At 45.0% G+C, this 19,633-nt stretch carries 22 protein-coding genes and 1 pseudogene; 10 read left to right on the top strand and 13 right to left on the bottom strand.

Features of this window, described 5'->3' with window-relative positions; all coding sequences use genetic code 11:
• Positions 1 to 20: 20 nt before the first annotated feature.
• The 7 genes and pseudogenes from ICN12_RS05800 to ICN12_RS10895 all read right to left on the bottom strand — a co-directional run bounded on the left by ICN12_RS05800 (position 21) and on the right by ICN12_RS10895 (position 6,551).
• Positions 21 to 776: a phosphoadenylyl-sulfate reductase gene (locus tag ICN12_RS05800; RefSeq protein ID WP_216271466.1), complete on the bottom strand. Its 756-nt coding sequence runs from the start codon at positions 774 to 776 to the stop codon at positions 21 to 23.
• 144 nt (positions 777 to 920) lie between these two features.
• Positions 921 to 1,862, bottom strand: coding sequence for a CysB family HTH-type transcriptional regulator (locus tag ICN12_RS05795; RefSeq protein WP_216271465.1), 942 nt, complete (start codon positions 1,860 to 1,862; stop codon positions 921 to 923).
• A gap of 27 nt (positions 1,863 to 1,889) precedes the next feature.
• Positions 1,890 to 2,975, bottom strand: a complete 1,086-nt coding sequence (locus ICN12_RS05790; RefSeq protein ID WP_216271464.1) for a sulfate/molybdate ABC transporter ATP-binding protein — start codon at positions 2,973 to 2,975, stop codon at positions 1,890 to 1,892.
• Positions 2,972 to 3,847, bottom strand: a complete 876-nt coding sequence (gene cysW, locus ICN12_RS05785; RefSeq protein WP_216271463.1) for a sulfate ABC transporter permease subunit CysW — start codon at positions 3,845 to 3,847, stop codon at positions 2,972 to 2,974. Before cysW ends, ICN12_RS05790 begins: the two co-directional genes overlap by 4 nt.
• Positions 3,847 to 4,683, bottom strand: coding sequence for a sulfate ABC transporter permease subunit CysT (cysT, locus tag ICN12_RS05780; RefSeq protein ID WP_216271461.1), 837 nt, complete (start codon positions 4,681 to 4,683; stop codon positions 3,847 to 3,849). The genes cysW and cysT overlap by 1 nt, the downstream gene beginning before the upstream one ends.
• Before the next feature lie 154 nt (positions 4,684 to 4,837).
• Positions 4,838 to 5,845: a sulfate ABC transporter substrate-binding protein gene (locus ICN12_RS05775; RefSeq protein ID WP_216271459.1), complete on the bottom strand. Its 1,008-nt coding sequence runs from the start codon at positions 5,843 to 5,845 to the stop codon at positions 4,838 to 4,840.
• A gap of 43 nt (positions 5,846 to 5,888) precedes the next feature.
• Positions 5,889 to 6,551 (bottom strand): annotated as a pseudogene (locus tag ICN12_RS10895) (RBBP9/YdeN family alpha/beta hydrolase).
• A 159-nt stretch (positions 6,552 to 6,710) separates the two neighbouring features.
• On the opposite strand from ICN12_RS10895, the gene epsC reads away from it, so the two are divergent.
• The 3 genes from epsC to ICN12_RS05750 are packed head-to-tail and all read left to right on the top strand — an operon-like array spanning position 6,711 to position 10,353.
• A complete protein-coding gene (epsC, locus tag ICN12_RS05760) occupies positions 6,711 to 7,619 on the top strand; it encodes a serine O-acetyltransferase EpsC (RefSeq protein ID WP_216271453.1) in 909 nt (302 codons plus the stop codon).
• 60 nt (positions 7,620 to 7,679) lie between these two features.
• Entirely contained in the window at positions 7,680 to 8,600 is a 921-nt protein-coding gene (locus ICN12_RS05755) for a family 2A encapsulin nanocompartment shell protein (RefSeq protein WP_216271539.1), read from the top strand.
• Positions 8,587 to 10,353: a family 2A encapsulin nanocompartment cargo protein cysteine desulfurase gene (locus ICN12_RS05750; RefSeq protein WP_216271451.1), complete on the top strand. Its 1,767-nt coding sequence runs from the start codon at positions 8,587 to 8,589 to the stop codon at positions 10,351 to 10,353. Before ICN12_RS05755 ends, ICN12_RS05750 begins: the two co-directional genes overlap by 14 nt.
• Positions 10,354 to 10,436: 83 nt before the next feature.
• Here ICN12_RS05750 and ICN12_RS05745 read toward each other — a convergent pair whose 3' ends face one another.
• Positions 10,437 to 10,601: a hypothetical protein gene (locus ICN12_RS05745; RefSeq protein WP_216271561.1), complete on the bottom strand. Its 165-nt coding sequence runs from the start codon at positions 10,599 to 10,601 to the stop codon at positions 10,437 to 10,439.
• Between the two features lie 210 nt (positions 10,602 to 10,811).
• Between ICN12_RS05745 and ICN12_RS05740 the strand changes: the two genes are divergently transcribed.
• Positions 10,812 to 11,075, top strand: a complete 264-nt coding sequence (locus ICN12_RS05740) for a hypothetical protein (protein WP_216271449.1) — start codon at positions 10,812 to 10,814, stop codon at positions 11,073 to 11,075.
• A 20-nt stretch (positions 11,076 to 11,095) separates the two neighbouring features.
• On the opposite strand, the gene ICN12_RS05735 is transcribed toward ICN12_RS05740, so the two are convergent.
• Both ICN12_RS05735 and ICN12_RS05730 read right to left on the bottom strand, forming a co-directional pair.
• On the bottom strand, positions 11,096 to 11,890 hold the full coding sequence (locus ICN12_RS05735) for a sulfite exporter TauE/SafE family protein (protein ID WP_216271447.1): 795 nt from the start codon (positions 11,888 to 11,890) through the stop codon (positions 11,096 to 11,098).
• Positions 11,891 to 11,900: 10 nt separating this feature from the next.
• The gene (locus ICN12_RS05730) at positions 11,901 to 12,677 is read right to left on the bottom strand and encodes a ferredoxin--NADP reductase (RefSeq protein WP_216271445.1); all 777 of its coding nucleotides are present in this window, start codon (positions 12,675 to 12,677) and stop codon (positions 11,901 to 11,903) included.
• A 150-nt stretch (positions 12,678 to 12,827) separates the two neighbouring features.
• On the opposite strand from ICN12_RS05730, the gene ICN12_RS05725 reads away from it, so the two are divergent.
• Genes ICN12_RS05725 through ICN12_RS05715 form a run of 3 tightly spaced genes read left to right on the top strand, consistent with a single transcriptional unit; the run spans position 12,828 to position 14,161 of the window.
• Positions 12,828 to 13,100, top strand: coding sequence for a hypothetical protein (locus ICN12_RS05725; RefSeq protein ID WP_216271443.1), 273 nt, complete (start codon positions 12,828 to 12,830; stop codon positions 13,098 to 13,100).
• A 40-nt stretch (positions 13,101 to 13,140) separates the two neighbouring features.
• Positions 13,141 to 13,626 carry a methyltransferase family protein gene (locus ICN12_RS05720; protein ID WP_216271442.1) on the top strand — a complete coding sequence of 162 codons (486 nt, stop codon included), beginning with the start codon at positions 13,141 to 13,143 and terminating at the stop codon, positions 13,624 to 13,626.
• A gap of 37 nt (positions 13,627 to 13,663) precedes the next feature.
• On the top strand, positions 13,664 to 14,161 hold the full coding sequence (locus ICN12_RS05715) for a disulfide bond formation protein B (protein ID WP_216271440.1): 498 nt from the start codon (positions 13,664 to 13,666) through the stop codon (positions 14,159 to 14,161).
• Positions 14,162 to 14,174: 13 nt separating this feature from the next.
• On the opposite strand, the gene ICN12_RS05710 is transcribed toward ICN12_RS05715, so the two are convergent.
• The gene (locus tag ICN12_RS05710; protein ID WP_216271439.1) at positions 14,175 to 15,023 is read right to left on the bottom strand and encodes an EAL domain-containing protein; all 849 of its coding nucleotides are present in this window, start codon (positions 15,021 to 15,023) and stop codon (positions 14,175 to 14,177) included.
• A gap of 19 nt (positions 15,024 to 15,042) precedes the next feature.
• Positions 15,043 to 16,077 carry a sulfate ABC transporter substrate-binding protein gene (locus ICN12_RS05705; RefSeq protein ID WP_216271436.1) on the bottom strand — a complete coding sequence of 345 codons (1,035 nt, stop codon included), beginning with the start codon at positions 16,075 to 16,077 and terminating at the stop codon, positions 15,043 to 15,045.
• A 165-nt stretch (positions 16,078 to 16,242) separates the two neighbouring features.
• On the opposite strand from ICN12_RS05705, the gene cysK reads away from it, so the two are divergent.
• From cysK to ICN12_RS05690, 3 genes are all read left to right on the top strand, one after another.
• Complete coding sequence (gene cysK / locus ICN12_RS05700) at positions 16,243 to 17,217, top strand: cysteine synthase A (RefSeq protein WP_216271434.1); 975 nt, start codon at positions 16,243 to 16,245, stop codon at positions 17,215 to 17,217.
• Positions 17,218 to 17,334: 117 nt separating this feature from the next.
• Positions 17,335 to 17,787: an OsmC family protein gene (locus tag ICN12_RS05695; protein WP_216271432.1), complete on the top strand. Its 453-nt coding sequence runs from the start codon at positions 17,335 to 17,337 to the stop codon at positions 17,785 to 17,787.
• A 76-nt stretch (positions 17,788 to 17,863) separates the two neighbouring features.
• On the top strand, positions 17,864 to 17,989 hold the full coding sequence (locus ICN12_RS05690; RefSeq protein ID WP_216271537.1) for a DUF3149 domain-containing protein: 126 nt from the start codon (positions 17,864 to 17,866) through the stop codon (positions 17,987 to 17,989).
• A gap of 77 nt (positions 17,990 to 18,066) precedes the next feature.
• Here ICN12_RS05690 and lysS read toward each other — a convergent pair whose 3' ends face one another.
• Positions 18,067 to 19,623, bottom strand: coding sequence for a lysine--tRNA ligase (gene lysS, locus ICN12_RS05685; RefSeq protein WP_216271430.1), 1,557 nt, complete (start codon positions 19,621 to 19,623; stop codon positions 18,067 to 18,069).
• Positions 19,624 to 19,633 lie beyond the last annotated feature (10 nt).

The raw sequence follows: 19,633 nt of genomic DNA, 5'->3' as shown, positions 1-19,633 counted from the left end.
CTACTGAATTAATTAAATAATTATTTGTTGATGTGGAGGCCGCATTCTTTGCTGTCGCTCTGCAACCACCACCAGCGACCCGCACGAATGTCTTCGCCTTTTTTGACTTGACGCGTGCAAGGCTCGCAGCCAATGCTGGGGTAACCCTTTAAATGCAGCGGATGAATGGGGGCATTCTCTTGCTTGATATAAGCCCAGATATCCGCTTCAGTCCAATCAAACAAGGGATTGAATTTAGTAATACCGCGTGCGCCATCATGTTCTTCAAAGTTAAGCTCAACCCGAGTGGTTGATTGTTCGCGTCTCTGGCCAGTAAGCCAAGCATCGGCACCAAGCAGGGCGGCATTCAAGGGCTTAATCTTGCGAGCCCCACAGCAGGCTTTCTTGGCTACTTCACCATCGTAAAAGCCATTCATGCCGTATTGATCGATAAAGGCTTCCACATCAGCATCTTCTGGATAAACTTTTTGGATCGGAAGCCCGTAATGATCTTCAGTGGTCTTGGCCATATCCACGGTTTCTTGATGAAGTCGACCGGTGGCCAAGGTAAATAATTGAATGTTGGTTTTGGATTGGGCAATCGCATCGGTAATTACCATGTCTTCTGCAGCCAAACTTGTAGCAAAGCGAACATCGGAAAAGCGCGCAGTGATATCAAGTAAACGTTGCTTGAGGGTGGCTGTCTTGTCGGCCAATTGAGAGGCAGTAAGGCTGCTTTCTGGAATGGACCAAAAAGTGGGTTTTTCGAGGGGATTTTGGATAATTTGCAGAGTCATTTTGATTTTTTAGGCTTGGGTGCAAATATGCACTCCCAAGCTAGACTCAGCAGTTTATTGGCTATTCTTATTACTTACAAATATATATAAGTCATCTCTTTAGATGCAAAAGTAATGACTTTTAGCTCCAGGCGGGCAAAAGGACTAGTCTAAATCAAGGTGGGATTCAGGTTTTAAGGCAGACTTCACCTTAGCCTCATCTAGCTTGTGTGAGCATAGCTCAATAAACTCATAAGCAAACCCACGTAAAAAGTAGCCTTTTCGTAAGGCAATGCGGGTTGTATTGGTTTCAAAAAGGTCACCAACATCCAATAAGCTCAGTTTGGTATCGCGATCCGCTTGATAAGCCATCGAGGCAATGATGCCAATACCAAGGCCCAGCTCGACATAGGTTTTGATCACGTCGGCATCAAGGGCAGACATGACGATGTCTGGAGTAATGCCAGCTTTAGCGAATGTTTGATCTACGGATTTGCGACCCGTAAATCCTTCGTGATAAGTGACGATAGGATATTCGGCGATGTCTTCAATCGTTAACTTTTCCCTGCTCTCAAGCGGATGGCCTTTTGGAACAACAACAGTGTGGTGCCAGGAGTAGTAGGGGAAAGTCACCAACTCAGGAATGCCTTCTAAAGCCTCAGTAGCAATTCCAATATCTGCGCGGCCTTCTAGCAATAGCTCCACGATTTCTTGTGGACTGCCTTGATGGAGTGCTAGATGAACTTTCGGAAAACGTTGCTTAAATTGGCTCACCACATTGGGTAGTGCATAACGTGCTTGCGTGTGGGTAGTGGCAATCGTTAATTGGCCTTTATCGCTTTGGCTAAATTGTTCACCCAATTGCTTAATATTTTTTGCATCAAGCAACATGCGCTCAACAATAGTTAACAGCTCTTTGCCAGGCTCTGTAAGGCCCAGAAGCCTTTTTCCTTTTCGTACAAAGAGCTCGATTCCTAGCTCATCCTCTAGATCGAGGATATGTTTACTCACACCCGACTGTGATGTAGCCAAGGCATTTCCGACTTCAGTGAGATTGAAGTTGCGGCGAACGGTTTCACGGATGATGCGGAGTTGTTGGAAGTTCATACTGAATTATCTGCTCAAAAATCTAAATTAGTGATTGTTTTCAAATACGCGCAACTGAGAAGGAATGATGCGAACTTGCTGACCTTCGGCTAAATCGCGTTTTGCCACCTCAAGTCTAGGCAGTTCAACCTCATAGAACTGATGGGCATTGCCACCATCTGCAGTTGAGAGGGCGGATAACTCAATTCGAGAATTAAGTCCAAAAGAGAGAATGCGATCGATTTTTGCGAGCACGCCATCCGTGCTTTGATTCTCTGCCACGATGTCGAGTTCATGTGGGCGAGCGAATGCCAAAACAGAAGCGCCTTGTGAAATAGAATCCGATTGATTGTGATTGAGTTTGTCTTTACCAACTTGAATGCCTTCGCCTTCTACGCGCCCGTGAAATAGATTCACATTGCCTAGAAAGCCATAGACAAAGGGGGTAGCGGGGTGATCATAGACTTCATCTGGGCTGCCAATTTGTTCAACATTGCCTTGATTCATGAGGACAATGCGGTCTGCCACTTCAAGAGCCTCTTCCTGGTCATGGGTGACAAAGATGGAGGTAATGTGGAGTTCATCATGTAATTTTCGTAACCAACGACGCAATTCTTTGCGTACTTTGGCATCTAGCGCACCGAAGGGTTCATCAAGTAGTAAAACTTTTGGTTCAACAGCCAAAGCTCTAGCCAGGGCGATGCGTTGACGTTGCCCGCCAGACAATTGCGCAGGAAAGCGATCATGTAACCAATCTAATTGCACTAGCTTCAGAAGTTCATGCACCTTATGTGCAATCTCATCTTTGCTAGGACGCTCTTTACGATTCTTCACATTTAGACCAAAGGCCACATTATCAAACACAGTCATGTGTTTGAAGAGTGCGTAATGTTGAAACACAAAGCCAACCTGGCGATCGCGAACTGAAGTGGTTGAGGTATCAAGACCATCCAAAATCACGGTTCCGCTATCAGGCGTTTCAAGTCCAGCAATGATGCGCAATAAAGTTGTTTTACCGCAGCCAGAAGGGCCAAGCAAGGCGACTAATTCACCAGAAGGAAAATCGAGCGAGACATTATTTAGGGCAACAAAGTTCCCAAACGATTTATTAATATTTTTGACTTCGATACTCATAGTGGTCCTTCAATTGCGGGTGGAGCGTTTGTTTCGGATTTAAGGCGCCATTCAACATACGTTTTGGCAGCTAAGGTAAGAAGAGCTAAGAGAGCAAGCAATGATGCTACTGCGAAGGCGGCAACGAAGTTGTATTCGTTGTATAGAATCTCGACTTGCAATGGGATGGTGTTGGTATAGCCCCGAATGTGGCCTGAGACCACGGATACGGCACCGAACTCTCCCATGGCGCGCGCATTACACAGAATCACTCCATATAACAAGCCCCACTTAATGTTGGGTAATGTGACATACCAGAAAGTTTGCCAACCGTTGGCACCAAGTACTGTGGCTGCCTCTTCTTCTTCGCGACCCTGTGCTTCCATTAAAGGAATGAGTTCGCGCGCTACAAAGGGGAAGGTCACAAAGATGGTTGCCAACACAATGCCAGGCACTGCAAAAATGATCTTGATGTCATGATCACTTAAGTAAGATCCAAACCAGCCTTGGGCACCAAAGATCAATACATAAATCAAACCAGCAATAACCGGAGATACTGAGAATGGGATATCTATTAAGGTGATGAGCAAATGCTTACCCCTGAAATCAAATTTCGCAATTGCCCATGAGGCTGCAACGCCAAAGACGAGATTTAAAGGCACGGAAATACCTGCGGCCAGCAAAGTCAGCTTGATTGCGGACCATGTATCGGGTTCAGTGAGAGCATTGAAGTAATATACCCAACCCTTATGTAGTGCTTCAGCAAATACTGAAAACAATGGCAATAGTAAGAAGATGCCAAAGAAGCCCAAAGATAAAATCAGAACAACAGATTTAACGAGCACAGAATCTCTCGTCGCTCCACTGCGCTCAAAGCGGGTCATGCTAGTCATTAGCGTGTCCTCCCAGTGCGTTTGGCAGTCCATGCTTGAAGCCCATTGATTGCCAGAAGGCAGATTAGGGAGATCGCCAACATGACAGACGCAATTGCTGTAGCACCTGCGTAGTCATACTGTTCAAGCTTGGTAATAATCATGAGGGGGGTAATTTCTGAAACCATTGGAATATTGCCAGCAATAAAAATTACCGAGCCATACTCGCCAACTGCTCTTGCAAACGCCAAAGCAAAGCCTGTTAACAGGGCCGGGAAGAGAATCGGAAGAACAACTCTTCTGAAGGTTTGCCAGCGGCTAGCGCCTAGACTCGCCGAAGCCTCTTCTAGTTCTAGTTCGATTTCTTCGAGGATGGGTTGCACCGTTCGGACTACAAATGGCAGTCCGATAAAAATAAGAGCAACCAATACACCCCATGGGGTAAATGCAATCTTGATACCCAAGGGCTCAAGGTATTTTCCGATCCAGCCATTTTTTGAATACAGGGCTGCGAGTGCAATGCCGGTGACGGCGGTAGGTAATGCAAACGGCAAATCGACCAAAGCATCCACCAAATTTTTTCCGATGAAGGTATAGCGAACCAAAGACCAGGCCAGCAAAAGTCCAAAAAAAGTATTGATCAGGCCAGCAAATAAGGCCATGCCAAAGCTGAGGCGATACGAGGCCATTACTCTTGGGGCGGTGACTGCATCAATGAATTCACCGAAGGTGAGGTCGGTGGTTTTGAAGATGACTGCTGAGAGCGGAATTAAGACGATGATGGACAGATAGACAATGGTGTAACCAAGCGACAAGCCAAAACCAGGGAAGATACTATTTTTCTTTGCGGTAGACATCAAAAGAGTCTAGGGGTTAGCACCATAAAAGGGAAACAAGAAAAGATCATTAACTTATATGCAAAATGCATATAAGAGCCGGAGATGAAGGAAAAACAGCCCAGAGTCTGATGTCTGGGCTGTTTTGGGTTAATGCATCAAACGAATATGGCTATTACTTCACAATAATTTCATCAAAAGTACCACCATCACTGAAATGGGTCTTTTGGGCTTTTTGCCAGCCACCAAAAGTATTGTCAATAGTGACTAATTTTACTTTGGAGAATTGGTTGCTATATTTAGCCGCTACTTTTGGATCAATTGGGCGATAGTAATGTTTACCAGCAATATCTTGCCCTTCTGGGGTATAGAGATACTCAAGATAGGCGGTAGCTACTTTTCTAGTTCCTTTTTTATCAACCACTTTATCAACTACAGTCACTGGTGGTTCTGCAAGAATGGAGAGGGATGGAGTCACGATTTCAAACTTATCTGGACCCAACTCTTTTACAGCCAAGAAAGCTTCATTTTCCCAAGCAAGCAAAACATCACCGATACCGCGTTCTGTAAAAGTAGTGGTTGATCCGCGTGCACCAGAGTCAAGTACTTTCACGTTACCAAACAGTTTTTTTACAAACTCTTTTGCGCTAGCCTCATTGCCACCGGGTTGCTTCAAGGCATAAGCCCAGGCTGCGAGGTAATTCCAGCGTGCGCCGCCAGAGGTTTTGGGGTTAGGTGTGATGACCTCAATACCAGGTTTTACAAGGTCATTCCAGTCTTTGATGCCTTTTGGATTGCCCTTGCGCACTAAGAACACAATGGTTGAAGTGTATGGAGAGGAATTGTGCTTAAGACGTTTTTGCCAATCATTCGGAATTAAGCCTTTTTCAGCCAAGATGTCGATGTCGTATGCTAATGCGAGAGTGACGACGTCGGCATCTAAGCCATCTAATACTGCACGCGCTTGTTTACCGGAGCCGCCATGCGATTGCTTAACAGAGAGATCCTCACCGGTTTTTTTCTTCCATTCGGCGCCAAATGCTTTATTAAAGTCTTGATACAACTCGCGAGTTGGATCGTAAGAGACGTTGAGAATAGTAGTCTGCTGTGCAAAGCTCGTTGATGCGAGGCCTATTCCTAGAAGGAGCCATGCGACTAATTTGCTTAATTTAATGAGTTTCATTGAATATCCTTTTTGTTAATGGGTTTACTGTATTGGCTAAGCTTTAGGCTGAGAAGCAAGAAAAAGTGCTTTGTTTATCTCTAAATTGAATTAACGGATTACTTCCTTCAGATCTAATTGTTTCTAAAGGAGTTTCTGGGGTGTGCGGTAGTGAGCGGAAGTGATTAAAAAGTTTCAATCCATCCGGCCAAGGACCAAATCCAGAAGACGTATTGATGTGGCCGGCCGCATGCAGGGTCAGGGTTTGACTGCCCCAGCAGTCACCCCAAAGGCGCGCTTTTGAGGATTGCATCCAAGGGTCATTATCACTGGCGATTAATAGGCTGGGCACCGGCAGCGGATGAGCTGGAATATTAGCTCGGATGCTTTCAGATGCGCCATGCCCATGCTAGCGTTTAATGCCTGATCCATCAAACCTTTCTGGATCGGCTGGTGCAACTAACATCAATCCATTTACCTTTTCGGGGGACTCAATCGCCGCCAAAATAGAGGCTAAGCATCCAAAGCTATGGGCAACCAACCAGGCTGGAGAGCTCAGCTCATTAAGGGCTGCAGTAATGTTATAGGCCCACTCTTGTAAAACGGGGCGGTCCCAATTCTGTTCTACGCGCTGCGCTCCTGGAATTTGATTTTCAAACCAAGTTTGCCAATGAGCCTCTTCGCTACCAAGATATCCGGGGATGATTAAAGTATTTGTATTGGACATGATTTTTCTCTTTGAGATGCAACTGTAGGCTCAAGCCTATTGCTTGAGAAATAAGAAATTCTGCTATCGATATCTAGGAATGCTTAGATATTTTTCTTGGTTCATTTATGAATTGTTTAGTCATAAATTTGATATGTTTATTCATGATTCAAATGCTTTATGACTACAAAAATATACGAGAACCATCCATACCAACTACCGCAGGTGGTCGCAGATCTTCGAAAGTCTCGAGAAGAGACCCATAAAATCCGACATCTCGGTAGAGTGCGAGAGCTTCCATCTAGGCATGCTCTTGAGGAAATCTTGGGTGGAATATTCGCATCTCTATTTCCAACGCATTACGGTCGATCAGATTTAACTGATGAGAGCATTGATTATTTTGTTGGGAATGCTTTAGGTATTGCCCTGAATCAATTGTCTGAGCAGATCCGTCGGGGCTTATATTTTTCTTCTAGCAATGATTTAGAGCAAGAGGCTAAGTTTGATGCTCTGGCACATGATCTAACCAGTCAATTTGCAGCCGAGCTTTCCTCTATTCGAGCCTTAATAGTGAGTGATATTCGAGCAGCGCTCAGTGGAGACCCTGCAGCAACCAGCGTTTCAGAAATTCTGTTGTGTTATCCCGGGGTTAGTGCGGCGATTCATTATCGGATAGCGCACGCTCTTTACAAGCTTGGATCCCCCTTGCTTGCGCGTTTTATTTCTGAGATTGCACACTCAAAAACAGGCGTTGATATTCATCCAGGGGCTCAGATTGGCGAGGGCTTCTTTATTGATCATGGTACCGGTGTTGTCATTGGTCAGACGGCCATTTTGGGGAAGAACATTCGCCTGTATCAGGCCGTAACCCTCGGAGCCAAGCGCTTTCCAGAAGATGATGATGGCAACCTGATTAAAGGCGCTGAACGCCATCCAATTTTAGAAGACGATGTCGTTATTTATGCGGGCGCAACGGTTCTAGGGCGCATCACGATTGGCGCTAGGTCAACTATTGGAGGCAATGTTTGGCTAACCAAAAGCGTCACATCAGATAGCAATATTTCTCAAGCACAAACGCTTGGTCACTAGGTAATTCAGTAGTTAACTTATTTATTTACAAGTTTTTTATCAACCACTAAAGGAGTAGTTATAGCAGAAGTTATTCAAAGCCCAACAGCATTAGGCGATTTAGCAGCGCGGCAATTAGCCAACGCAACCAAAACGGTACCTCAGTTATCGACAATTTCTCCTCGTTGGTTAACTCAACTATTGGGTTGGGTTCCGGTTGAGGCGGGTATTTATCGCCTTAATAAGGTAATCAATCCTTCCGAAGTATTAACAGACTGCTCTAGTCGTGATGATGAGCGTGTCTTGCCACAAACCTTCGTGGACTATGATTCCAACCCAAGAGAGTACTTTTTAAGTGCTGTAAATACCGTATTGGATGTGCATACACGCATCTCTGATTTGTATAGCAGTCCATACAATCAAATCAGCGAACAATTGCGTTTGACCATCGAGACTGTTAAAGAGCGTCAAGAAGGTGAATTGATCAATAACGCCGAGTATGGCTTATTGGCAAGTGTTGCTCCAGATCAGCGCATCAAAACCCGCACTGGCGCACCTACACCAGATGATTTAGACGAGTTGCTAACTAAGGTTTGGAAAGAGCCTGGATTCTTCTTGGCCCATCCCAAAACCATCGCTGCATTTGGTCGTGAGTGTACTCGTCGCGGTGTTCCTCCGCCAACTATCGGTCTATTTGGTAGTCAGTTCTTGACTTGGCGTGGCGTACCACTGATTCCATCGGACAAGGTGAAGATTCAAGACGGAAAATCCTCCATCATCTTGGTTCGTAGTGGCGAGAAAAAGCAAGGTGTAGTTGGTTTATATCAACCGAACTTGCCAGGTGAGCAAAGCCCAGGTTTATCAGTGCGCTTCATGGGCATTAATAACAAGGCAATTGCTTCTTATTTGGTTTCCTTGTATTGCTCTTTAGCTGTATTAACTGATGATGCGCTTGCAGTTCTCGATGGCGTAGAGGTTGGTAAATACCATGAGTACAAATAATCAATATCAAGCGGGTCAATTAGACCCTCAGGTATTGGCCGATCTGGCAAATCAGAATTTTTCTGATTTTCAACATCAGCCAAGTAACTTGGGTGATCCACGCGGCAATTTGCCAAGCGGAGTAGCAAGCCATTCATTCCAACCAAATGCATCTTTGGATTTAGCGGCTATTGCCCAGCAAGTGCTTGCTAGTTTTCAGCATAAAGTTGGACATGATTCCTTTGCACAAAACCCAAGCTCGCTCAGTTTGGGTGATCCGCGTGGCAATTTGCTAACTGGAGCGACGAGTCATTCATTTCAATCGCCAACTTCGCTGGATGTATCGGCTGTACCACAACAAGCTTTAGGTGGTGCGCAGCAACAAGCTGATCATGATGCGCTTGCCCAAAATCCAAGCTCGCTATCTTTGGGTAGAAGTTTTGGTGCCGAGCAATTTATTCCGAACTCTTTGTTGGGCAGTTTAGCTAATCCAGGTAATGATCCCTTAGTTAATCAAGTCTTTCTTAATGAGGTCCTAGTTGCTAAGACGCAAAACACCACGCTTGATCCGCTGTTAGTTCGCAAAGATTTTCCAATCCTCTTCGAGCGAGTCAATGGCCGTCAGTTGATTTGGTTTGATAATGCCGCCACTACCCAAAAGCCCCAGTCCGTCATTGATCGCATCAGTTATTTTTATGAGCACGAGAATTCAAATATTCATCGCGCTGCCCATGAATTAGCTGCTCGTGCGACCGATGCGTACGAAGGTGCTCGTGAAAAGGTTAGGGCATTTCTCAATGCCAAGTCGGTTAACGAGATTGTCTTTGCGCGAGGTACAACCGAAGCGATTAACCTGGTATCTCAAAGCTGGGGCCGTCAAAACCTCAAAGAGGGTGATGAGATTATTCTCAGTAACTTAGAGCACCATGCCAATATTGTTCCTTGGCAGCTGTTGGCCAAAGAAAAAGGCTTACGTATTCGCGTGATTCCGGTAGATGACGATGGCCAATTACTTTTGGATGAGTATCAAAAGCTATTTAACAATCGCACTAAGCTTGTGAGCTTTACACATGTTTCAAATGCCTTGGGCACTATTACGCCCGCGAAGAAGGTGATTGAAATAGCTCATGCCGCTGGTGTTAAGGTGCTGTTGGATGGTGCGCAGTCGATATCTCACATGAGGGTTGATCTACAAGACCTGAACCCGGATTGGTTTGTATTTTCTGGGCATAAGGTATTCGGACCCACTGGAATTGGAGCGCTATACGGTAAAGAAGACTTGCTCAACGCCACGCAGCCTTGGCAGGGTGGTGGCAACATGATCAAAGATGTGACTTTCGAGCATACTCAGTTCCACGATGCTCCAGGTCGATTTGAGGCCGGCACAGGCAATATTGCAGATGCTGTTGGTCTTGGAGCGGCTTTGGACTATGTCAATTCAATTGGCATCGATCTGATTGATCAATATGAACATCAACTTCTCCTTTATGCTACACGCTCATTAAAAGAAGTTCCAGGTATTCGATTGATTGGTACTGCTAAAGATAAAGCTAGCGTCTTATCTTTTGTAATTCCAGGCATTAAAACTGAAGATATTGGCGCAGCTTTGAATAAGGAGGGGATTGCAGTGCGTTCTGGTCATCATTGTGCACAGCCTATTTTGCGTCGTATGGGGGTGGAAACCACCGTTCGACCATCGCTGGCTTTTTACAATACCTGCCAAGAGGTAGATGCGATGATCGCGGTATTGCATCGCATTCGCTCACAGCATTGATGCGTTAATTATCTAAAGTATCTGTAGTAATAAGAAAGGCCGCTATGTAGCGGCCTTTCTTATTGAATTTTAGTTATTTGGCATTATGCAAAAGAATCTTCATACTCTGAGAACTTAATAGTGCTCATTAGGAATAAGATGCGACGCTGAAAGCTTTTGCGCTCCTCAACCTGGTCGTGACCCAGCCGATCATGCTCACGCAGTAATTTGGTAATTACGGGGTTGTAGAGCTCTCTTACGGGTGACATTAATTTTCCTTGGGTTTTGAGGTGCGTTAGGAATAATGTACAGGGGCTTAAGACTGACTACAAGTAATCTTTTGTGATATCGATATGTTAATTTTGCATATAGAGCTGGAATTTCTTAAGCAATGCTCGGTATTTACATAGAACTTTTTCTTGGTTCTAAAAAAATAATAACCCCCATATGCTGGAGTCATCTTGAATATGGAGGTGGTTATGTCAGAGCAAAATCAAAAGTTACCGGGGTTTGCCGTCTCATTGCTGAGCGCCATATTTGGCCTAGGACTGCTATGCCTTTCGATCTATTTGGGGGCTAAGGGTGATTTTTTAGCCACCTTGTTCCTTAAGGGTGGCTCTTTTAAGGATTATGCATATGCCGGATTAATATTTGCAGGCTTTGTGGTCGGCATTGTTTTGATTGGGAAGCATCTTGCGAAAGAGGGTGTGGCTGAAAATTTCTATGAACACCCCCCTTATTAGGGCATCGCTGCTGAGCTGGCTTAAGCAGTTACTAGTTTGATGCCAACTAGTAACAAGGTGGTAGCTAGTGCGGTGCGAGTAAATTTTTCAGGCAGAGTGCTGGAGAGCTTGGCGCCCAACCAAATCGCCGGGACGGAGCCAATGAGCAGCCCAAATAGTAAGCTGAAGTTAACATTACCAAGCCACCAATGCCCTAGGCCTGCTAGGGCTGTTAATGGAACAGCATAAGCAATATCGGTGCCTGCGACTTCTGCAGTTTTGAGGTGTGGGTAGAGTAGAAGAATTAAGGTTGCCCCAATAGCCCCGGCGCCAATCGAGGAGATGGTCACCAAAATGCCGATGACTCCACCAATCAAAATGGTAGCCACTTTTAAAGGGGTCCCTTGGAGCATGCGATGTGGGTTGTCTTTAACCCAACGCAAAATCTTCGCTCTGACCGTTAGCGAGAGGGCTGTGAGTAGGACTGATACCCCAATCGAAAAGGTGATGAAATGCGTCCATTCCTTTGAGAGTGGTCCAACTTGCTTCAGGAAAAGGATGGATAGCGTTGCAGTGGTGAGACTTCCCACGCAAAGCAGACCTACAATATTCCATTTCACATTACCGTGTAAGCGATGGGCCGCCGTACCAATACCTTTGGTGATGGCAGCAAAGGCTAGATCGGTTCCAACCGCAGTCGTTGGAGCTACGCCGAAGATTAGCGTTAGGATCGGAGTCATCAAAGAGCCACCGCCCACGCCTGTAAGTCCTACGAGCATGCCTACTAAAGCGCCAGACAAAATGAAGTGTGCTGACTCCAGAAAAAAATCCAACATGCTACTTAGATCATTTCTCTACGAATGCACGTTCAAAGACATAGTCGCCTAGTTGGCCAAGGCTTGGGGATACTTTAAAGCCTTTGGCATCGAGCATCTCAGCAGTTTCTTTCAGCATGGACGGGCTACCGCAAATCATGGCGCGATCGACTGCCGGATCTAATGGAGGCAGGCCAATATCTTTAAAGAGCTGACCAGATTCAATGGCGGTGGTTAAGCGACCAGTGTGCGTAAACGCTTCACGTGTCACAGTTGGGTAGTAGATCAATTTTTCACGAATGATCTCGCCAATGTATTCATCTTGAGTTAATTCATTCTTGATGTAATCGCCATAAGCTAATTCACTGACTAAGCGTACACCGTGAATAAGAACAACCTTCTCAAACTTTTCATACGTATCCGGATCGCGAATGATACTCATGAATGGGGCAAGTCCAGTACCGGTGCTGAACAGGTAGAGATGCTTTCCTGGATTTAAGTCATCAATCACTAATGTGCCAACAGACTTCTCGCTCACTAAGATCGGGTCGCCAACCTGAATCTTCTGAAGACGTGAGGTAAGGGGGCCGTCTTGAACCTTGATGCTTAAAAACTCTAAATGCTCTTCATAATTTGGACTGGCAACGCTATAAGCTCTTACCAATGGCTTACCTTCAACCTCTAGGCCAATCATCAAAAAGTGGCCGCTACGGAAGCGTAAGCCCTTGTTTCTGGTGGTAGTAAAGCTAAAGAGGGTGTCGTTCCAGTGATGAACGGTGAGGACGGTTTCAGTGTTATAGGCTGCCATAAGTGCTTAATAGTAGGGAGAAAACCTCAATTATCCTCATTCTTGACAGGGTTCTATAGATAAAAAAGTATTTAGCATATAAAAAAGGAGTCTTTTACAAGTAGACATGGCTCCCATAAGATCGCTCCATACCTATTCCAAGGAGGACTTATGTCCACAAAGACTACAGTTGCAAAGCCCTTATTTCTGACCATCACCCAGATATTGTTGGGTTTAGCTCTATTGAGCCTCTCCACACACCTTGCTCTTGAAAGTAATCGCTACCTTGAGGTTTTGAATCAAAGTGGCTTAAATCAATATCATGCGTTTGGCCTTTTGGTTTGCATTAGCTTTATTTCTGGAGTGTTCCTAATTGCCCAACACGTTCTATCTCAAGATAGCGCTAGCATTGACGAGCATTTTAATAAGGCTTTAACCTACTAAAGCAAGCTAGACTGTGGTCTTATCCTTATGAGACCACATAATGAATCCCTCACCCCATAGATCAATCTTTGATAGAGGTGCATGGTATGTTGTTGTTCAGGCCGTCCTAATTGGTCTGATACTGTTTGGACCTCAAGGCTCTTCTTTAGTTAGTGAGGGACCACTAAAAACCATCCTTCAATCGTGCGGCATTGCAATTGGCTTGCTAGCCTGTTTGGTTATGGTGATTGCCGTGATCAATCTCGGAAAAAATCTCACGCCTTTACCTTGCCCTAAAGACGATGCTGAATTAGTTCAGACCGGGCTATATCGTTTTGTTCGACACCCCATCTATTTTGGAGTACTACTAGCCGCGCTTGCATGGTTATTTGTATTTCCCGGCATTTATGTTTTGGCATATGTCATTGGATTATTTTTCTTGTTTGACTTTAAGGCAAGGCGCGAAGAGATTTGGCTGGTAGAGCGCTTTCCAGCCTACCGAGATTATCAGGGTAGAGTCAACAAATTAATTCCATGCATTTATTAAAAAACATAATCTTTTTCGCTTTGGTTATCATTTCCAAATGAGCCAAGCCAAATACTTTTATCTCTCTTTACTAAGCCTCGGGCTGGTGATCTTTGCCGTCATACTTCAACAAGTTGGATATCAAGGGGTGAGTTTTCTACCTTGCCCACTTTGCATTCTGCAGAGAATTGGATACTTGGGTATCAGCATATTTTGCTTTTTGGCTGCTGGCTTTAATCCTCTCAGAAAGCTTTTCCATTTATTGGCGGCGCTTTGTGCGGCTTATGGTCTTTCGATAGCAGGGCGTCAAGTCTGGTTAGTCTCACATCCAGAAACATCTTGCGGCATTGATCCCTTAGAAACTTGGATCAATCAATTTCAATTAGCTAAAGGATTGCCCTGGTTGTTTAAAGCTGACGGGATGTGTTCTGCAAAGTTGCCGGCAATCCTGGGATTACAAGTGCCTGAGTGGTCTTTAGTTTGGTTTGCAATTATCTTGGTAACCTTGCTTGTGAGCTTTTTTCCAAGGAGGAATCTGGGTGCTGAATCGGCTTGAGTTGTAGCTGTGATTAACCGCCTACATGCAATGATATGAACAGTCTTGGGGAGGTAGTGCTAGCGTCAGTCAAAGCATTTTCTTGAAATCCGGATGCAATTCGATAGGCATTGCCCTGAAGTAATATTTTTGGATTGGCGGCCTCTTGAAGTAGAGCATCATTTTTAGTGACTATGATATTTGCTGAATCACTTAGTTGTGAAATTTTTTCAAGTTCCTCGGTGAGATTTCCGTGTGTCTGTAATGAGGATCTCGCAATTTTGATGTAACGAATATTCACTCTTTCAGCAAGGCTAGCAAGATCATCTTTAGCTTCAATATTGACCGCTACCTCAAGAGAGTTAAGTCGATAGTTTTGTAATACGAAGTGAAGTCGCTTACTATCTTTCACTAGTGAAATTGGAAGCTCAATAACGATACGGCTTGGTGAAAATCCTAGCGCATCAATCACTTTTCTGAAGGCGGCACCATGGTTCTCGCCCACCGCTGAGATTAATCCTTCGTTTACGTTAAGAAAAAGTAGTGCATGTTCCTCATCGTGAAGTGTGAAGTTTAAAAGGTGCAGAGTTCTGCAGAGTCTATCTAGGCCGGTAATCTCATCTTGGTTTGCGTTCTTGGAAAATAAGTCATTAACGCCAATTTGATTTCCGTTTGCATGTTCGCATCGTACAAAAGCCTCGTAAGCAAAAGCCTTTGTTAATTCATTAGATTTATATATGGGCTGAAAGACGCTGGACAGCGTCAGGTTATTCCATTTGGCCTCAATCGCCCCCTTTTCATTAAGAAAGAGTGGGCGATTACCATTGCTAGGGCCACTTTTTAGGCTATCTATAAATAGACGGGTTTTACTGGGGATACCCATTTAGCGGCCTTTGAGATTCTTAACGTTTCTTGCTGAATGCTTCAATCACGACTTGATCATAGATGCCGCCATCATCAAATTGCTCTTTCTGAGCTTTCTTCCAGCCACCGAAAACTGTATCGACTGAGAATGTTTTTACTTCTGGGAAATTAGCTGCATATTTTTTGGTGATAGCTGGCGTTGGGTTACGCGGTCTGAAGTAATGCTTAGCAATAATATCTTGCGCAGTTTCAGTGTAGAGGTAATCTAGGTAAGCCTTGGCAAGCTTTTCAGTCCCATGCTTCTTAGCATACTTATCAACTACTGCAACGGGTGCTGGAGCTTCGATCGTAATGGATGGGTAGACGACCTCAAATTTGCCAGGACCAACTTCTTTGCCAATTAATTCTGCTTCATTTTCAAAAGTTATCAATACATCGCCAATGTCGCGTTGACTAAAGGTGGTAGTTGCTCCGCGTCCGCCACCATCTAATATTGGAACATTTTTGAAAATATCTGTTACAAATTCTTTTGCCTGTTTTTCACTCTTTGTCTTTTGCAGGGCATATCCATAGGCTGCCAAATAAGTGTATCGGCCGTTTCCAGAAGTTTTTGGGTTAGGGATGATGACTTGTGTGCCTGGCTTGGCTAGGTCAGACCAGTCTTTGATATTTTTTGGATTGCCTTTTCGTACCAAGAAAACAGTAACTGATGAGTATGGTGAGGCTTGTTTTGGAAATGCATTTTTCCAGTTTGGGCTCACGAGATTTCCGCGTTCAACCAGAATGTCAATATCAGGGGACTGGTTCATTGTGACAACGTCAGCTTCCAGACCGCCAATAATCGCGCCAGCCTGTTTGCTGGATCCGCCGTGGGATTGATTAATCGTGGGCTGCACTCCAGTTTTCGCTTTCCAGTCCGCTGCAAAGGCAGGATTAATTTCTTTATAAAGCTCCCGGGATACATCGTATGAGACATTTAATAGGGTGTTTGGGTTTTGTGCCTGGGCAGCTGCATTTGCCGAGATGATGGCGAGGGCGGAGGAAATTAGGGGTATAAATAGAGCGGATCTCATGGATGATCTTATAAGTGAAATTAATCACTAAATATTAGACTAATCTAAGATTTTCATTAGTCTTTTAGTTGATAAGCTTATTCACAGAGTTTGTTTTACATGCCAATACCCATGCCCTAAGATAGTCGGTATCAATTAACTCTTAAACCATCAGCAGGAATAACCATGACTTACTTTACTGACAACTCCCAAACTATCGGCCGAACACCATTGGTTCGTTTAAACCGTGTTACAGATGGCGCGAAGGCAACCGTGCTGGCCAAGATTGAAGGACGTAATCCAGCTTATTCGGTGAAATGTCGTATTGGGGTTTCCATGATTAACAATGCACAAGAAAAGGGTTTGCTTGGTCCTGGCAAAGAGCTGGTTGAGCCAACTAGCGGCAATACTGGCATTGCTCTGGCATTTGTAGCTGCTGCGCGTGGAATTCCTTTGACTCTGACCATGCCAGAAACGATGAGTTTGGAGCGACGCAAATTATTAACAGCTTTGGGTGCCAAGATTGTTTTGACTGAAGGTCCAAAAGGCATGAATGGCGCAATTGCCAAGGCAAAAGAGATTGCCGAATCCGATCCCAGTAAGTATGTGTTACTCCAACAGTTTAGTAATCCTTCGAATCCAGCCATTCATGAAAAGACTACTGGTCCTGAAATTTGGGATGACACCGACGGCAAGATTGATGTCTTTGTCGCCGGTGTTGGAACGGGTGGCACGATTTCTGGTGTTGGCCGTTACATCAAACATACTAAGAAAAAAGCTATTGAGGTGGTAGCAGTTGAACCCACTGCAAGTCCAGTTATTACCCAAAAATTGAATGGTGAAGAAATTAAACCGGCCCCTCACAAGATTCAAGGAATAGGCGCTGGATTCATTCCGGATAATTTAGATTTATCTGTGGTGGATAGGGTTGAGCTTGTTAGCAATGAGGAGGCCATTGAATTTGCACGCCGCATTGCAAAAGAAGAGGGGATTCTAGTGGGTATCTCTTGCGGGGCTGCTGCTGCTGTGGCGGTTCGTCTTGCCAAGAAACCCGAGTATGCCGGCAAGACCATTGTGGTTGTATTGCCGGACGCCGCAGAGCGTTACTTAAGCTCAGCATTGTTTGAAGGTGTATTTGATGAACAAGGTTTGCCCGCATAAGTGCCATTAGTGGCAAACCCAATAAGGCCCTACAGGGCCTTTTTTTTATGGGCATCCCGCTATTCTCTATATGATTTTCAGGTATATTTCCTTCAAACGCTCAGGATAAGGAGATATATGAGTAGCGAGCCATCCGTACGACTAGTACAGCAATCTGATTATCAATTTGCGATTTATTACAACGAAGAGCGAGACCCCATTTATGGCGATGAACCGCCACCACTTGGAAGATCGCAAGGCGCAACTCCTTCTCAGTTCTTATTGGCTGGTGTAGCCAACTGCCTCTCCGACTCTTTGCTATTTGCTTTAAGAAAATTTAAGCAAAATCCTGAGCCGATTGAAACCAAGGCTAGTTGTGAGATTGGTAGGAATGCAGAAAACCGTTTACGCATTCTGGCAATTCAGGTCGAGATCCGTATTGGTGTTCCAGGCACTACTCTGGAGAATCTAGATCGCGTATTGGCGCAGTTCCAAGATTTCTGTACTGTTTCTTCTAGTGTTAGTGCTGGAATTCCGGTGAATGTGACAGTCATTGATAGTGAAAATACGCAACTCTTCCCAGCGAAATAGCACATTCTTTTGATTTCGGTCAAATCCCCAATCCTTGAAAAGCCTAGAGTGGTGGGAGGAAATTCAAGAGGAGAAGATGATGTTAAGAGAGCTATTTGGCACATTTGAAGGCCAGTTAAGTTTAGCCGTCATAGTAACTATTATCGGTATGGCTATATTTTTTACTCGACTCTTCCTGAGGAAGATGTCCGCTGGAGAGTAGGTTTTCTCAGTGAAATGCCCAGCCAAGAAAAAGCCGCAGAGTCTGCGGCTTTTTCATTTCTAGCGAGTGGAGCTTGCTTACTCTTCTTCGCGACGCAGATGTGGGAACAAAATCACATCACGAATATTGGGTGCATCGGTGAGTAACATGACTAAACGATCGATGCCGATACCGCAACCACCCGTTGGAGGCATGCCGTACTCTAGCGCGCGAATGAAGTCATGGTCAAAGTACATTGCCTCTTCGTCACCCGCTTCTTTTTGCTCCACTTGTTTACGGAAACGATTGGCTTGATCTTCAGCATCGTTTAACTCGGAGAAGCCGTTAGCAATTTCACGACCAGTGATGAATAGTTCAAAGCGCTCGGTAATGCCAGGGCGCGTATCGGATTCACGGGCGAGGGGGCTAACTTCAATTGGGTAATCAATGATGTAGGTTGGCTCCCAAAGATGGGCTTCAGCAACCAATTCAAATAAAGCCAATTGGAGCGCACCAATGCCGGCGTTCTTAAGAGCGGGGGAGTCTGGATTCTCGCCACCTTTTTTTAATTCAGCGCGAATGAATGCAGCATCTTCTAATTGAGCGAGCTCGTAAGTTTTATTAGACTGACCACAGTATTTCAGGATGGCTTCAGTAATCGTCAAGCGTTGGAAAGGCTTGCTCAGATCGAGTTCACGGCCTTGGTGCGTCAGAACGGCCGTACCTTGCGCATCCATTGCTGCTGCGCGAATCAAGCCTTCTGTGAAGTCCATCAACCAACGGTAATCCGTATAGGCTGCATAGAACTCCATCATCGTGAATTCTGGATTGTGACGCGGGCTAACGCCTTCGTTGCGGAAGTTGCGGTTAATTTCAAAGACGCGCTCAAAGCCACCTACCACTAAGCGCTTCAAGTACAACTCTGGCGCAATGCGCAAGAACATTTGCATATCCAAAGCATTGTGGTGCGTAATAAATGGCTTAGCGGTAGCGCCACCTGGAATCGGATGGAGCATCGGTGTTTCGACTTCCATAAAGTCTGCATCAAGCATATGACGACGCAAAGAAGCGATCGTATTGCTGCGTGCTCTAAAGGTATTGCGACTTTCTGGATTGACGATCAGATCAACATAGCGTTGACGATACTTGGTCTCTAAATCAGAAAGGCCATGGAATTTATCTGGAAGCGGGCGTAAAGACTTGCTCAGTAAGCGCAGATTGCTACATTCAACGGAGAGCTCGCCCTTATTGGTCTTGAATAAATTGCCTTCAGCAGAGATAAAGTCACCCATGTCCCAGTGTTTAAATGCACCGTGGATATCTGCACCACTGATTTCATCATTGATGTAGAACTGAATCTGACCGCTGCGATCTTGAATGGTTGCAAAGCTGGCTTTACCCATCACCCGCTTAAGCACCATGCGACCGGCTACTTTGACATGCACCTTTTTGGCGGCCATTTCTTCTTTAGTGAGGCTGTCGTAGTGAGTATGTAAGTCTGCAGCTAAGTGAGTCGGTACAAAATCATTCGGAAATGCCACACCACCTTCACGCAACTTGGCTAACTTTTCACGGCGCTCGGCAATGATGTGATTTTCATCAACGACTTCGGTAACGGAGGCTTGACTAGGATTGGAGTTCACTTGATCGTTCATATGGAGTATT

The sequence above is a fragment of the Polynucleobacter sp. AM-25C3 genome, from assembly GCF_018882335.1.
In the GTDB taxonomy this organism is placed as follows: Bacteria; Pseudomonadota; Gammaproteobacteria; order Burkholderiales; family Burkholderiaceae; genus Polynucleobacter.
This window is presented reverse-complemented; position numbering and strand designations above follow the sequence as displayed.

Bases quoted from the DNA above. Each gene is read 5' to 3' on its own strand.
- ICN12_RS05725 (WP_216271443.1), top strand. From the start codon at position 12,828: ATGTCCACAAAGACTACAGTTGCAAAGCCCTTATTTCTGACCATCACC.
- ICN12_RS05730 (WP_216271445.1), bottom strand. From the start codon at position 12,677: ATGGCAGCCTATAACACTGAAACCGTCCTCACCGTTCATCACTGGAAC.
- ICN12_RS05715 (WP_216271440.1), top strand. From the start codon at position 13,664: ATGAGCCAAGCCAAATACTTTTATCTCTCTTTACTAAGCCTCGGGCTG.
- epsC (WP_216271453.1), top strand. From the start codon at position 6,711: ATGACTACAAAAATATACGAGAACCATCCATACCAACTACCGCAGGTG.
- ICN12_RS05750 (WP_216271451.1), top strand. From the start codon at position 8,587: ATGAGTACAAATAATCAATATCAAGCGGGTCAATTAGACCCTCAGGTA.
- ICN12_RS05710 (WP_216271439.1), bottom strand. From the start codon at position 15,023: ATGGGTATCCCCAGTAAAACCCGTCTATTTATAGATAGCCTAAAAAGT.
- ICN12_RS05795 (WP_216271465.1), bottom strand. From the start codon at position 1,862: ATGAACTTCCAACAACTCCGCATCATCCGTGAAACCGTTCGCCGCAAC.
- ICN12_RS05720 (WP_216271442.1), top strand. From the start codon at position 13,141: ATGAATCCCTCACCCCATAGATCAATCTTTGATAGAGGTGCATGGTAT.
- ICN12_RS05695 (WP_216271432.1), top strand. From the start codon at position 17,335: ATGAGTAGCGAGCCATCCGTACGACTAGTACAGCAATCTGATTATCAA.
- ICN12_RS05800 (WP_216271466.1), bottom strand. From the start codon at position 776: ATGACTCTGCAAATTATCCAAAATCCCCTCGAAAAACCCACTTTTTGG.
- ICN12_RS05705 (WP_216271436.1), bottom strand. From the start codon at position 16,077: ATGAGATCCGCTCTATTTATACCCCTAATTTCCTCCGCCCTCGCCATC.
- cysT (WP_216271461.1), bottom strand. From the start codon at position 4,683: ATGTCTACCGCAAAGAAAAATAGTATCTTCCCTGGTTTTGGCTTGTCG.
- ICN12_RS05735 (WP_216271447.1), bottom strand. From the start codon at position 11,890: ATGTTGGATTTTTTTCTGGAGTCAGCACACTTCATTTTGTCTGGCGCT.
- ICN12_RS05740 (WP_216271449.1), top strand. From the start codon at position 10,812: ATGTCAGAGCAAAATCAAAAGTTACCGGGGTTTGCCGTCTCATTGCTG.
- ICN12_RS05745 (WP_216271561.1), bottom strand. From the start codon at position 10,601: ATGTCACCCGTAAGAGAGCTCTACAACCCCGTAATTACCAAATTACTG.
- cysK (WP_216271434.1), top strand. From the start codon at position 16,243: ATGACTTACTTTACTGACAACTCCCAAACTATCGGCCGAACACCATTG.
- cysW (WP_216271463.1), bottom strand. From the start codon at position 3,847: ATGACTAGCATGACCCGCTTTGAGCGCAGTGGAGCGACGAGAGATTCT.
- ICN12_RS05690 (WP_216271537.1), top strand. From the start codon at position 17,864: ATGATGTTAAGAGAGCTATTTGGCACATTTGAAGGCCAGTTAAGTTTA.
- ICN12_RS05790 (WP_216271464.1), bottom strand. From the start codon at position 2,975: ATGAGTATCGAAGTCAAAAATATTAATAAATCGTTTGGGAACTTTGTT.
- ICN12_RS05775 (WP_216271459.1), bottom strand. From the start codon at position 5,845: ATGAAACTCATTAAATTAAGCAAATTAGTCGCATGGCTCCTTCTAGGA.
- lysS (WP_216271430.1), bottom strand. From the start codon at position 19,623: ATGAACGATCAAGTGAACTCCAATCCTAGTCAAGCCTCCGTTACCGAA.